The following is a 13608-nucleotide window of genomic DNA, read 5'->3' as shown; positions in this document are numbered from 1 at the left end:
TCCCGCTCTTTAAATCGCAGCCCAAGTAACAGGTGAATTTCGTGAGCCAGCCTACGCCAGCCGTGCGTACCTTCCAAGACTTGATCCTCGCCCTCCAGCAATACTGGGCCGAGCAAGGTTGTGTGGTACTTCAGCCCTACGATATGGAAGTAGGCGCCGGCACTTTCCACACCGCAACATTCCTGCGGGCCATCGGCCCGGAAACCTGGAACGCCGCTTATGTGCAGCCCAGTCGTCGCCCGACTGACGGCCGCTACGGCGAAAACCCGAACCGTCTGCAGCACTACTACCAGTTCCAGGTGGTGTTGAAGCCGAACCCGGACAACTTCCAGGAACTGTACCTGGGCTCGCTCAAGCATGTGGGCCTGGACCCACTGGTCCACGATATCCGTTTTGTTGAAGACAACTGGGAATCGCCGACCCTGGGCGCCTGGGGCCTGGGCTGGGAAGTCTGGCTCAACGGCATGGAAGTGACTCAGTTCACCTACTTCCAGCAAGCGGGCGGCATCGAGTGCTACCCGGTGACCGGCGAAATCACCTACGGCCTGGAACGCCTGGCCATGTACCTGCAGGGCGTGGACTCGGTCTACGACCTGGTGTGGGCAGATGGCCCGTTCGGCAAGGTCACCTACGGCGACGTGTTCCACCAGAACGAAGTGGAGCAGTCCACCTACAACTTCGAACACGCCAACGTCGACAAGCTGTTCGAACTGTTCGACTTCTATGAAAGCGAAGCCAAGCGCCTGATCGAACTGGACCAGCCGCTGCCGTTGCCAAGCTATGAAATGGTGTTGAAGGCCTCCCATACCTTCAACCTGCTGGACGCCCGCCGTGCCATCTCGGTAACCGCGCGCCAGCAATACATCCTGCGTGTGCGCACCCTGGCGCGTTCCGTCGCCCAAGCCTACCTGCTGGCTCGCGCCAAGCTGGGCTTCCCGATGGCTACCCCGGACCTGCGTGATGAAGTGTTGGCTAAGCTGGAGGCTGCACAATGAGTGCTCAAGATTTCCTGGTTGAACTGGGCACCGAAGAGCTGCCACCCAAGGCACTGAACACCCTGGCCGACGCGTTCCTGGCCGGTATCGAAAAAGGCCTGCAAACCGCTGGCCTCAAATTCGAAGCGAAAAAAGTCTACGCCGCGCCACGTCGCCTGGCGGTGTTGCTGACCGCGCTGGAAACCCAGCAACCGGACCGCAGCATCAACCTCGACGGCCCACCACGCCAGGCCGCTTTCGACGCCGAAGGCAACCCGACTCAAGCGGCACTGGGTTTCGCCAAGAAGTGTGGCGTCGAGCTGAGCGAGATCGACCAGAGCGGCCCGAAACTGCGGTTCAGCCAGGTCATCACCGGCAAGCCGACCGCGAGCCTGCTGCCGACCATCGTTGAAGACTCGTTGAACGACCTGCCTATCCCGAAGCGCATGCGCTGGGGTGCGCGCAAAGAAGAGTTCGTGCGTCCGACCCAGTGGCTGGTGATGTTGCTCGGTGACCAGGTCATCGACTGCACCATTCTCGCCCAGAAAGCCGGTCGTGATTCTCGTGGTCACCGCTTCCACCACCCGCAAGCTGTACGCATCACTTCGCCGGCCAACTACGCCGCCGACCTGCGTGCTGCCTACGTGCTGGCCGACGCCAACGAGCGTCGCGAGCTGATCAGCAAGCGGACCGAAGAGCTGGCCCGCCTGCAGGAAGGCACCGCCATCGTGCCGCCAAACCTGCTGGATGAAGTGACCGCCCTGGTTGAATGGCCGGTGCCGCTGGTGTGCTCGTTCGAAGAACGTTTCCTCGACGTGCCGCAAGAAGCCCTGATCACCACCATGCAGGACAACCAGAAGTATTTCTGCCTGCTGGACGTGGATGGCAAGTTGCTGCCGCGCTTCATCACCGTGGCCAACATCGAGAGCAAGGACCCGCAGCAGATCATCGCCGGTAACGAGAAAGTCGTGCGCCCGCGCCTGACTGATGCCGAGTTCTTCTTCAAGCAAGACAAGAAGCAGAAGCTGGAAGACTTCAACCTGCGCCTGCAGAACGTGGTGTTCCAGGAAAAACTCGGCAGCGTCTACGACAAGGCCGTACGTGTTTCCAAGCTGGCCGCCTATATTGCGCCACGCATTGGCGGTGACGCTGCATGGGCTGCGCGTGCAGGCCTGCTGTCCAAGTGCGACCTGGCCACCGAGATGGTCGGCGAGTTCCCGGAGATGCAAGGCGTTGCCGGCTACTACTACGCCCTCAACGACGGCGAGCCCGACGATGTGGCCCTGGCGCTGAACGAGCAGTACATGCCGCGTGGTGCTGGCGCTGAACTGCCAAGCACCTTGACCGGTGCAGCCGTAGCGATCGCCGACAAACTGGATACGCTGGTGGGTATCTTCGGTATCGGTATGTTGCCAACCGGTAGCAAAGACCCGTATGCCCTGCGCCGTGCCGCCCTGGGTGTGCTGCGCATCCTGATCGACAAGAAGCTGGACCTCGACCTGACCCAGGCCGTGGTGTTCGCTGTGGGCCAGTTCGGCAACAAGGTCAAGCAAGCCGGCCTGGCCGAGCAGGTGCTGGAATTCGTGTTCGACCGCCTGCGTGCGCGTTATGAAGACGAAGGCGTGGACGTGTCGGTGTACCTGTCGGTACGTGCCCTGCAGCCGGGTTCGGCGCTGGACTTCGACCAACGCGTACAAGCCGTACAGGCCTTCCGCAAACTGCCGGAAGCCGATGCCCTGGCCGCTGTGAACAAGCGCGTGTCGAACCTGCTGAGCAAGGCCGAAGGCCTGGGCAACGCCGAAGTCGACCCTGGCCTGTTTGCCGATGCCAAGGAGTTCTCGCTGAACTCGGCCATCGCCAAGGCAGAAAACGCGGTGAAACCGCTGATCGCCGAACGCAACTACGCCGAAGCCTTGGCACGCCTGGCCACCTTGCGTGAGCCGGTGGATGCGTTCTTCGAAGCCGTGATGATCAACGCCGACGATGCCGGTGTGCGGAAAAACCGCTACGCCATGCTGGCGCGCCTGCGCGGCTTGTTCGTCAACATCGCTGACATTTCGACGCTGAGCTGACCATGTTGAAACTGCTGATTCTCGATCGGGACGGGGTGATCAATTACGACTCCGACGCTTACATCAAGTCGGTGGCGGAGTGGATCCCACTGCCCGGCTCGATCGAGGCCATCGCGCAGTTGAGCAAAGCCGGCTGGACGGTGGCCATCGCCACCAACCAGTCCGGCATCGCCCGTGGTTACTACGACATCGCCACCCTGGACGCCATGCATGCGCGCTTGCGCACGTTAGTGGCCGAGCAGGGCGGTGAGGTGGGGCTGGTCGTGTACTGCCCCCACGGGCCGGACGAGGGCTGCGATTGCCGCAAACCCAAGCCTGGCATGTTGAAAACCATTGCAGAACATTACAAGGTGCCACTGGCTGGGATATGGTTCGTCGGGGACAGCCTCGGTGACCTGGAGGCGGCCAAAGCCGTCGACTCTCAGCCAGTTTTGGTTAAGACCGGGAAAGGCGAAAAGACCCAGGCGAAAAACCTGCCGGTAGGCACCTTGATTTTTGACGATCTGGCGGCGGTTGCCGCAGAACTTATCAACAACTAGCCGCCCTCGACTTCCTGACCAAGGACTGTTCGGGAGTGCGCTTTTAACAGGCGGGCCGTGTCCCGCAACGGTAAATGCCGCCATGTCGATCTTGCAGGCCATCAGAACCTTTTTCTTTTACCTGCTGCTGGGCACCAGTTCGTTCCTCTGGTGCACCCTGAGCTTTTTTATTGCGCCCTTCCTGCCGTTCAAGGCGCGCTATCGCTTTATCAACGTCTATTGGTGCCGCTGCGCGTTGTGGCTGACCAAGGTGTTCCTGAACATCCGTTTCGAGGTCAAGGGGGCCGAAAACGTGCCCGACCAGCCCTGCGTGATTCTGTCGAACCACCAGAGCACCTGGGAGACGTTCTTTCTCTCGGCCTATTTCTCACCCCTGAGCCAGGTGCTCAAGCGTGAGCTGCTGTATGTGCCGTTCTTCGGCTGGGCCATGGCCATGCTGCGGCCGATCGCCATTGACCGTGACAACCCCAAGGCTGCTCTCAAGCACGTGGCCAAGAAGGGCGATGAGCTGCTCAAGGACAACGTTTGGGTACTGATCTTCCCGGAAGGTACGCGCGTTCCCTACGGCACCGTAGGCAAGTTCTCACGCGGCGGTACTGCTCTGGCAGTCAACGCCAACCTGCCGGTGCTGCCGATTGCGCACAACGCTGGCAAGTTCTGGCCAAAGACCGGTTGGGCCAAACGCGAGGGCACCATCACGGTGGTAATCGGTGAACCGATGTACGCCGAAGGTGAAGGCCCGCGCGCCATTGCGGCACTGAATGACCGTGCCCAGGCGTGGAATGAAGCCCAGCAACGGGCCATGGGTTCGTTGCCGCCGGAGCCGGTTGTGGTCGAGACGCCGGCGGTTTGAGGATCTGTGGATAACCTGTGTACGGTTTGTTGGCGAATTGGCTTTTTTGATTCATAACAGGCTGATTTACTTACATATTTCTCAACCTCATAAAATCGCGAAAAACGTGCATAAGTTTTTTCAGCATTAAAAAACCGGTCCTTGTGACCGGTTTTTTATGCACAGCAGAAAAGTACGTTTTTCAGTCATCCAGCAAGGGCAGTTGCAGGCTGAATGTCGTGCCTTTGCCCAGCTCGCTCTCGCACTGAATGCGTCCGCCATGACGTTCCAGCACGGCCTTGACCATGGTCAGGCCCAACCCCAGCCCCTCACTGCCCTGGGCCGAATCGAAGCGTCGGTATTGGCTGAACAGCTCCGGTAGATCCGCTGGCGCAATCCCCGGCCCCTGGTCGCTGATGCGGCACTCCAACCAGCCCTGCTCGCTGGCGTGGCTCAAGCGGACGGTGGTGCCGGATGCTGAATACTTGATCGCATTCTCCAGCACGTTGAACAACGCCCGGGTCAGCAGCGATTGGTCGGCCAGGATCATGCCCTCGTCGGCCTCATCCAGGTCGTGGACCAAATGAATACCCTTGAGCTGCGCGATGACCGCCACCTGGTCGAAGGCATCCATCACCAACATGGCGAACAGGGTTGGCTGGAACTGGTAACCGTCAGCCTCGGCCTTCGCCAACTGTACGAAAGATTCGGTAAGGCTCAGCGCGCGCCGCACTTGTTGCTCGATCTGGGCGAACACCGGGGACTCGCCGTTGTGCACATCCAGCAGCGCAAGAATCGCGGAGTGGGGCGCACGCAGGTCGTGAGACAGGAAACGCAACATGGTTTCCCGATGCTGCTGGGCGTTACGTTCTTTGCTCAGGTCTGTGAGGCTCAGCAGCCAGCCCAGGGCGACGTCACCGTCGGCCGGCAACATGGGGGCCAGTTCCATACGCAGGCTGCGTTGGTGGATGTCCCGGAACTCGACCAACTCCAGCGCGGACAGGGCAGGGCGCACGCCATTGTGCAGCGGCGGGTAGCCCAGGTCGGCCAGTTCTTCGAGCAGGTTTGCGGTGATCAGGTCATGGCCAAATACGTCGCGGGCAATGCGGTTGGCCAGCAGGATGTTGCCCTGAGGGTCGGTAATCAGCGTGGCTACCGGCAAGCATTCGAGGCCATCGGCCATGAAGCGCCGGGTGTCCCGCGTACGACTCACGGCTTGCTCCAGGGCAAAGATACGCGCCTGCAGTACATCGCCCTTGCTGGCGGGCGCTCGGCGGCGTTCTGGAAGCACTTTGGGCTCATTGTCGAGCCGGGCCAGTTCCCACCCGAAATAGGCAAGGATCACACTGAGGCGGCGCCAGTTCCAGATCAGGTAACTGAGTAGCAGGCCAATCAAGCAGGCCGCAGGCGACCACCAGTGCCCCAGGCGCAGCAGCCCCCAAGCGCCCAGCAACGCGGCCGCCATGCAGCCCAAGGTCATCCACAGGGCGTAGCGGGGCCGGTAGAGCAACAAGCCCAGCAGCAACGCCACCAGTGACGTCGCCATCAACGCCGCCAGCCAGCCGGGAAGGTCAACGATGCTCCGGCCTTGAAGCAGACCGTTGAGGACGTTGGCCTGGATCTCCACGCCGGCTGTGGTGCCGACGGTGGAGGAAAGCGGGGTGACAAAACGGTCGCCCATTCCCGATGCCGTGGCACCCACCAGAATCAGCCGGTCACGCAGTTGCTCAGCAGGCACCTCACCCCGTAAGACGCTGGCGTAGGACACACTCGGAAAGTGCGTGTGGGCACCAATGAACGGAATGCGTATGGCGTGTTCACGGTGCCAGTGCGCACTGACCGGCTCCAGCGCCTCACCTGGCATCTCGTCCGCCTGGCCACTCAGCGTGTACGCCATCCACGCCAGTTGCGGCGTGGTGTCATCAGGCGGGCCTTCACGCATGTACAGGTTGCGAACCACGCCGTCACTGTCGGCCTCGACATTGATATGCCCTACGCCCTTGGCACATTTGAGCAGCGGCAGTATTTGTGCGCTGGGTTGGCTGTAGCGGGTGGCGTCTTCGCGCAATAGGGGCAGCAACACGTTACCGGCCTCGCACACTGATTGGGCAAGGCGCCGATCGTTGGCCGGCTCACCGGGTTCGCTGAAGATCACATCGAACAGGATGGCTGCCGGCTGTGCAGCACTCAGGCGGTCAATCAGGTCTGCGTGCAGGCTGCGCGGCCAAGGCCATCGGCCGAGGTCTTTCAAGCTCTTGTCATCAATGGTGACCAGCAGAATGCGCGGGTCTACCGGCAGCGGGGTGAGGCGGCGCAGGCTGTCATACAGCGGGTTGTTCAGCGCCAGTCCTGGGCTGAGCGACAGGTAAGCAGTGATAGGCAAGAGCAGCAAACCTATCCACAGCCACTCACGGACCAAACCGTGGAACAGGCGCTGGGCGTGGGTGGGTTGGCGTTTCTCGGCCTTGCGCCAGAGCATCATGGATTAGCCACCAGAGGCCTTGGCCTGCGTTGCGGGCGGATAGTAGAAGATGTCATAAACCCCGGTTATTCCCTCCAGGCCGTGTTCGTCGTAAGCCGACAATCGCACGTGATAGAACGATGCTTTGAGCCCAGTGAAGCTCATTTTTGGCTCGCTGGAAAAGTTTTCCTGCTTGATGTTCATAAAGGCTTGGTCGGTGGCGACTTGGGCGCGATAGCGCTGGGCGCCGGGTAAGGGCCGCACGTACAGCGTCCACACTGGTGCATCGCCTTTTTGACCGTCCTGACCCACTAACTTGGGCGCGGGCAGGAGCGTCACGGCGTTCAAATCACCCTGTTTCTTAAACAGCAGGCCTTGGCGTGCGCCGACTTTTACTTCGTCTTCATTAGGTTTTTTCCGGATGTCTCGGTTGGCCGCTACCTGCCCATCCAGCACCTCAAGCACCGATTGCTCGCCATCGTCCCGCACCCGAAAGTGCGTACCGCGCACGCCCAGCACACCAATGGGCGTCACGATCTGAAACCGGTCATGCTCACTGGGCCGCTTGATCACATAGGCCTCGGCCTGGCCTTGTTCCAGGATGACCTGGGGAATCGATTGCTTCTCGACCATATGCAAACGCACCTGCGAACTGGACGGGAGCACGACCCGGGATCCATCGCCCAGCAACAGGCTAACGAACGCCGACGCCGAGGTTTTCACACCTTCTTTCTCATCAATCGTCATGCCCTCCTGCAATAGGCGTAACTGTCCCTTGGTGTCCAGCTTCCAGGCTTCTCCTGTCAGGTGCTGCACAACGGCCGGTAACGGCTGAGCTCGACACAACCATTGGTCATCAACATAGGGGGGGCGCACCAAAGCAGAAGCACTGGCCGCCCCCACCACCAAACCCAGCAATGAGGGGAGGACATAGCGCACTCGGTTAAGGGAAGAAGTCATGGTGCTCATCAAGGTTATGGGTTCCAGAAGGCATCTGACACCAACGCGCACAGGATGACGGCAGCGCATGTGTCGGCTGATCCTTTTCCTCAGGGGCAGGAGCCGGTATCTTTCCTACATCGGTTTTGAAGTCTTTCAGTAGGTTAAGGGCTCTTTGATATCAGCCTACCGAGGGATTCATAGGACCGTTGAGTCTGACCACAATTCTTCAGATTCAAAGGCCGGTAATTGAGCAGCCTAGCGCGAAGTTGGCCGCCGTATTTTTTCGTAGAAAGGACCCACCCATGCGTGTCGCAATACTGGATGACGAGCCCGCTGAATTGCGTCGGGTTGAACAGACACTGCGACAAATCCCCAGCACCACGGAACAGCCTTGGTCCCTGCATTTTTTTGAACGCGGTGAAGACCTGCTCCGCCAACTGCGCCGGGAAACATTTGACCTGCTGATACTCGATTGGCAGTTGCCCGATATCACCGGGATTGCTCTCTTGCGCTGGACTCGCGAACACATGGAATCGCCCCCTGCGGTGATCATGCTGACGAGCCGTGATGCCGAGAGCGATATCGTCACCGCATTGAACAGCGGCGCCGATGACTACGTCAGCAAGCCCTTTCGTCCCAATGAATTGAAGGCCCGGGTCTCGGCCGTTTTGCGCCGCCACGGCCTGCAAAAAACCAACACCCATGAAGTGCAGAGTTTCAATGACCTGACCTTTGATGATGCCGAGTTGACCGTTACCCGTGCGGGCAAACCGATCAACCTGACCGAGCGAGAGTATCGACTCGCTAGCTGCTTGTTTGCCAACTTGGCTCGGCCGCTGTCTCGGGAATACTTGTATGAACGGTTTTGGACCCATGAAGAAATGGTCTCTTCACGGCCGCTGGACACTCATATTTACCGCCTGCGGAACAAGCTGGGGCTCACCGCAGATCGTGGATGGCAACTGCTGACCATCTACGGCTACGGGTATCGGTTGGAAAGCGTTTCTGCGACGACTCCTGGGTAAACGGGGATGTTCCACGTGGAGCATTTCAAAAATGCTCATTCAAACGACCAATAAAAAAGGCCAACGCTAAGCGTTGGCCTTTTTGTTTTGCCGGTTCGTCTGATCAGAAGTCCAGGTTGGAAACCGCCAATGCGTTGCTTTCGATGAAGTCACGGCGAGGTTCGACCGCATCACCCATCAGGGTGTTGAAGATCTGGTCTGCGCCAATGGCGTCTTCGATGGTCACGCGCAGCATGCGACGCTGACTTGGGTCCATGGTGGTTTCCCACAGTTGATCCGGGTTCATTTCACCCAGACCTTTGTATCGCTGGATGGTGTGGCGCTTGGTGCTTTCGGCCATCAGCCAGTCAAGAGCTTCCTTGAATTCCTTGACCTGCTTCTTGCGTTCGCCACGTTGGATGTAAGCGCCGTCGTCCAGCAGGGTGCTCAGTTGCGCGCCCAGGGTCACCACGGTTTTGTAGTCGTTGCTACCAAAGAAGTCGCGGTTGAAGGTGACGTAGTTCGACAGGCCGTGGGAGATCAGTTCGACCTCTGGCAGCCATACGTTACGTTCACGGTCTTCACGCAGGCTGGCTTTGTACACCAGGCCAGACTTCTCTACGGTGCGCAGGCGTACTTCGTACTGGGCCAGCCAATCCTGCATTGCTGCATGATCGCCCAACTGTTCGAGGCTGACGGCCGGCAGGTAGATGAAGTGCTCGGTCAGCTCCTGCGGATATAGGCGCGACAGACGCTTGAGGGTCTTCATCACCATGCGGAAGTCGTTAACCAAGCGCTCCAGCGCCTCACCGGAAATCCCCGGGGCTTCGTCGTTCAGGTGCAAGCTGGCATCTTCCAGGGCCGACTGCGTCATGTACTCTTCCATGGCGTCGTCGTCTTTGATGTATTGCTCTTGCTTACCCTTTTTGACTTTGTACAGCGGCGGCTGGGCGATGTAGATGTAGCCGCGTTCGATCAGCTCCGGCAACTGACGGAAGAAGAAGGTCAGCAGCAGGGTACGAATGTGCGAACCGTCGACGTCAGCATCGGTCATGATGATGATGTTGTGATAGCGCAGCTTGTCGATGTTGTACTCTTCGCGGCCGATACCGCAACCCAACGCCGTGATCAAGGTGCCAACCTCCTGGGAGGAAATCATCTTGTCGAAGCGCGCTTTCTCGACGTTGAGGATCTTACCCTTCAACGGCAGGATGGCCTGGGTGCGACGGTTACGACCCTGCTTGGCGGAACCGCCAGCAGAGTCACCTTCCACCAGGTACAGTTCGGAGAGGGCAGGGTCCTTCTCCTGGCAGTCGGCCAATTTGCCCGGCAGGCCAGCGATATCCAGCGCACCTTTACGGCGGGTCATCTCACGGGCTTTACGCGCCGCTTCACGAGCACGTGCCGCATCGATCATCTTGCCGACAACCAGCTTGGCTTCGTTCGGATTCTCCAGCAGGAAGTCAGAGAAGTACTTGCCCATCTCTTGTTCCACTGCGGTCTTCACTTCGGAAGACACCAGCTTGTCTTTGGTCTGGGAGCTGAACTTAGGGTCCGGTACTTTAACCGAGATAATCGCGGTCAGGCCTTCGCGGGCATCATCACCGGTGGTGGCAACTTTATGCTTCTTGGCCAGGCCTTCGGCTTCGATGTAAGTGTTCAGGTTACGCGTCAGAGCGGAACGGAAACCCACCAGGTGAGTACCGCCATCGCGCTGCGGAATGTTGTTGGTGAAGCACAACAGGTTCTCGTTGAAGCTGTCGTTCCACTGCAGGGCGATTTCCACGCCGATGCCGTCTTCACGCTGGATGTTGAAGTGGAATACCTGGTTGACCGCAGTCTTGTTGGTGTTCAGGTATTCAACGAACGCACGCAGGCCACCTTCGTACTTGAACAGCTCTTCCTTACCGCTGCGCTCGTCCTTGAGAACGATACCTACGCCGGAGTTCAGGAAGGACAGCTCACGAATACGCTTGGCCAGGATGTCCCAGCTGAAATGGATATTCTTGAAGGTCTCGCTGGAGGCCTTGAAGTGAATCTGGGTACCGGTGGTTTCACTGTCGCCCACGATGGCCATCGGCGCTTGGGGCACACCGTGCACGTAGGTCTGTTCCCAGATCTTGCCGCTGCGGCGAACAGTCAATACCAGTTCTTCGGAGAGGGCGTTTACTACCGAAACACCTACACCGTGCAAACCGCCGGAAACTTTATAGGAGTTATCGTCGAACTTACCGCCGGCGTGGAGCACGGTCATGATGACCTCTGCCGCCGAAACGCCTTCTTCTTTGTGCACGTCTACCGGAATGCCACGACCGTTGTCGCGCACGGTGATGGACTCGTCCGGGTGGATGATGATGCTGATATCGTCGCAGTAACCGGCCAGAGCTTCGTCGATCGAGTTATCGACCACCTCGAACACCATGTGGTGCAGACCGCTACCATCATCGGTGTCGCCGATGTACATACCGGGACGTTTGCGTACGGCATCCAAACCTTTCAGCACTTTAATGCTGGTCGAGTCGTACGTGTTTTCTTCGCTCATGCCTTCACTCCCGATGGTCGTGGGTCTGGGTGATACGGCCCTGTTCCACGTGGAACAAAGCGACTGGCGTTTCCGTCTGCCAGCCTTCCCTCAATAATTCGTGGTCTACACAGGTGATAAACACCTGGCAGCGTAAGTCTTCCAACAAGCGGCATAACGCACGGCGGTGTTGCTCGTCGAGTTCTGACGGCAAGTCATCCACCAGATAAATACATTGACCGCGCCGAGCCTGGCTAACCAGGTGGCCCTGGGCAATACGCAGTGCACACACCACCAACTTCTGCTGGCCACGGGACAAGATATCCGCGGCATTGTGTGCGCCTAGTCTAAGGCGCAAGTCAGCCCGTTGGGGTCCGGCCTGGGTGTGGCCAATTTGCTGATCCCGTTGCAAGGACGTGGCGAGCACCGCACTCAGTTCACGCTCTTTGTCCCAACCACGGTAGTAGCTCAGCGTCAGCCCCTCGAGATCCAATAGCTCACTCAAGGTCTGCTCAAAGACTGGTTTCAAGGCTTTGATATAGGCGCGTCGGTATTCATCTATTTCATCGCTGGCCAGGCACAGTTCCCGGTCCCAGGCCGCTTGCGAAGCGGCGTCAAGTGTACCATGCCGCAGCCATGAGTTCCGCTGCCGCAGGGCCTTCTGCAGGCGCTGCCAAGTGGCCATGAAACGCGGTTCCACGTGGAACACTCCCCAATCGAGGAATTGTCTGCGGATTTTTGGTGCGCCTTCCAACAGGCGGAAGCTGTCGGGGTTGATCAACTGCAGCGGCAGGATTTCCGCTAACTGCGCCGCACTGCGCGCGTTTTGACCATCGATACGAATCTGAAACTCCCCGCCACGATCACGGGATATCCCCAGGGCGCTGTGCCCACCTTCAGCCAGTTCAACCTGGCCAAACACTGTGCACGCCAATTGTTCGTACTGAATCACCGGTAACAGGCGAGCACTGCGAAAGGAACGAGCAAGCCCCAGCAGGTGAATGGCTTCCAGCACGCTGGTTTTGCCACTGCCGTTGGCACCGTGGAGGATGTTGATGCGGGGGGAGGGGGAGAAGGTCACCGGGTGCAAATTGCGCACCGCGGTGACCGAGACGCGACTGAGGGACATCTAGCTTCTGCTGGGCATGATTACAAGCGCATCGGCATGACAACGTAAGCCGAGTCGTCGTTATCAGATTCTTGCACCAGGGCGCTGCTGTTGGAGTCGGACAAAATCAGGCGAACCTGTTCGGTGGTCATCACACCCAGCACGTCGAGCAAGTAGCTCACGTTGAAGCCGATTTCCAGTGAACCGCCGTTGTAGTCGACGCCCACTTCTTCTTCCGCTTCTTCCTGCTCCGGGTTGTTGGCCTGGATTTTCAACTGACCATTGGCCAGTTGCAGGCGGATACCCCGGTATTTCTCGTTCGACAGGATCGCAGTACGGCTGAACGCTTCACGCAGGGCTTGGCGATCACCGAGTACGAGCTTGTCACCGCCTTTAGGCAGAACGCGCTCGTAGTCCGGGAACTTGCCGTCGACCAGCTTGGAAGTGAAGGTAAACTCGCCGGTGGTTGCGCGGATGTGGTGCTGGCCCAGCACGATGCTGACAATGCCTTCTGGTTCAGTGAGCAAGCGAGCCAGCTCCAGGATACCTTTACGCGGCACGATGACCTGGTGGCGGTCAGGCTGACCAATGTCAGCGCGCATCGAGCACATCGCCAGGCGGTGGCCGTCTGTAGCCACAGCGCGGATAATGCCTTCGGACACTTCCAGCAGCATGCCATTGAGGTAGTAACGCACGTCCTGCTGGGCCATCGCGAAGCTGGTGCGTTCGATCAAACGACGCAGCTTGCTTTGCTCCAGGCTGCACGTCAGCGAGCCTGGGCCTTCTTCCACCGTCGGGAAATCGTTGGCTGGCAGCGTGGACAAGGTGAAGCGGCTGCGACCGGCCTTGACGACCAATTTGGCTTCATCGACCTTGATGTCGATCAGCGCATCGTTCGGCAAGCTCTTGCAGATATCCATCAGCTTGCGCGCCGGTACGGTGATCTCGCCAGGTTCGGCGGGTTCTTCCAGCTGTACACGACCGACCAGCTCGACTTCCAAGTCGGTACCGGTCAGGGACAGTTGCTGGCCTTCGACCACCAGCAATACGTTGGAGAGCACCGGCAAGGTCTGTCGGCGCTCGACGACGCCTGCGACCAGTTGCAGGGGTTTCAACAGGGCTTCGCGTTGAATGGTGAAATGCATGGTCTAGTCC

Annotated in this window: 10 protein-coding genes; 5 read left to right on the top strand and 5 right to left on the bottom strand. The window is 59.1% G+C overall.

The window, feature by feature from the left end:
• The first annotated feature begins 41 nt into the window (after positions 1-41).
• The 4 genes from glyQ (at position 42) to ACVWVP_RS03110 (ending at position 4438) form a co-directional block, all read left to right on the top strand.
• Positions 42-995, top strand: coding sequence for a glycine--tRNA ligase subunit alpha (gene glyQ, locus ACVWVP_RS03125; RefSeq protein ID WP_003187265.1), 954 nt, complete (start codon positions 42-44; stop codon positions 993-995).
• Positions 992-3046, top strand: coding sequence for a glycine--tRNA ligase subunit beta (gene glyS, locus ACVWVP_RS03120; RefSeq protein WP_178920912.1), 2055 nt, complete (start codon positions 992-994; stop codon positions 3044-3046). Before glyQ ends, glyS begins: the two co-directional genes overlap by 4 nt.
• A gap of 2 nt (positions 3047-3048) precedes the next feature.
• Positions 3049-3585, top strand: a complete 537-nt coding sequence (gene gmhB / locus ACVWVP_RS03115) for a D-glycero-beta-D-manno-heptose 1,7-bisphosphate 7-phosphatase (RefSeq protein WP_012721458.1) — start codon at positions 3049-3051, stop codon at positions 3583-3585.
• An 82-nt stretch (positions 3586-3667) separates the two neighbouring features.
• Positions 3668-4438 carry a lysophospholipid acyltransferase family protein gene (locus tag ACVWVP_RS03110; protein ID WP_176994582.1) on the top strand — a complete coding sequence of 257 codons (771 nt, stop codon included), beginning with the start codon at positions 3668-3670 and terminating at the stop codon, positions 4436-4438.
• A 181-nt stretch (positions 4439-4619) separates the two neighbouring features.
• On the opposite strand, the gene ACVWVP_RS03105 is transcribed toward ACVWVP_RS03110, so the two are convergent.
• Both ACVWVP_RS03105 and ACVWVP_RS03100 read right to left on the bottom strand, forming a co-directional pair.
• A complete protein-coding gene (locus ACVWVP_RS03105; protein WP_457404455.1) occupies positions 4620-6899 on the bottom strand; it encodes a CHASE2 domain-containing protein in 2280 nt (759 codons plus the stop codon).
• A gap of 3 nt (positions 6900-6902) precedes the next feature.
• Positions 6903-7838 carry a FecR family protein gene (locus ACVWVP_RS03100; RefSeq protein ID WP_457404490.1) on the bottom strand — a complete coding sequence of 312 codons (936 nt, stop codon included), beginning with the start codon at positions 7836-7838 and terminating at the stop codon, positions 6903-6905.
• Between the two features lie 284 nt (positions 7839-8122).
• Here ACVWVP_RS03100 and ACVWVP_RS03095 point away from each other — a divergent pair, with 284 nt between their 5' ends.
• Positions 8123-8845: a response regulator transcription factor gene (locus ACVWVP_RS03095; RefSeq protein ID WP_178920918.1), complete on the top strand. Its 723-nt coding sequence runs from the start codon at positions 8123-8125 to the stop codon at positions 8843-8845.
• A gap of 103 nt (positions 8846-8948) precedes the next feature.
• Here the strand turns inward: ACVWVP_RS03095 and gyrB are convergent, their stop codons facing one another.
• From gyrB to dnaN, 3 genes are read right to left on the bottom strand one after another with little or no spacing between them, the layout of a single operon-like run.
• Positions 8949-11366, bottom strand: coding sequence for a DNA topoisomerase (ATP-hydrolyzing) subunit B (gene gyrB / locus ACVWVP_RS03090; RefSeq protein ID WP_176994579.1), 2418 nt, complete (start codon positions 11364-11366; stop codon positions 8949-8951).
• A gap of 4 nt (positions 11367-11370) precedes the next feature.
• Positions 11371-12474 (bottom strand): DNA replication/repair protein RecF, encoded by a 1104-nt coding sequence (recF, locus tag ACVWVP_RS03085; protein ID WP_101265038.1) that lies wholly within the window; start codon positions 12472-12474, stop codon positions 11371-11373.
• A 20-nt stretch (positions 12475-12494) separates the two neighbouring features.
• Entirely contained in the window at positions 12495-13598 is a 1104-nt protein-coding gene (dnaN, locus tag ACVWVP_RS03080; RefSeq protein ID WP_176994578.1) for a DNA polymerase III subunit beta, read from the bottom strand.
• Positions 13599-13608 lie beyond the last annotated feature (10 nt).

The organism is Pseudomonas sp. TE24901 (assembly GCF_054058375.1).
The sequence above is the reverse complement of the archived record's forward strand: the minus strand, read 5'-3'. Positions and strand labels throughout refer to the sequence as shown.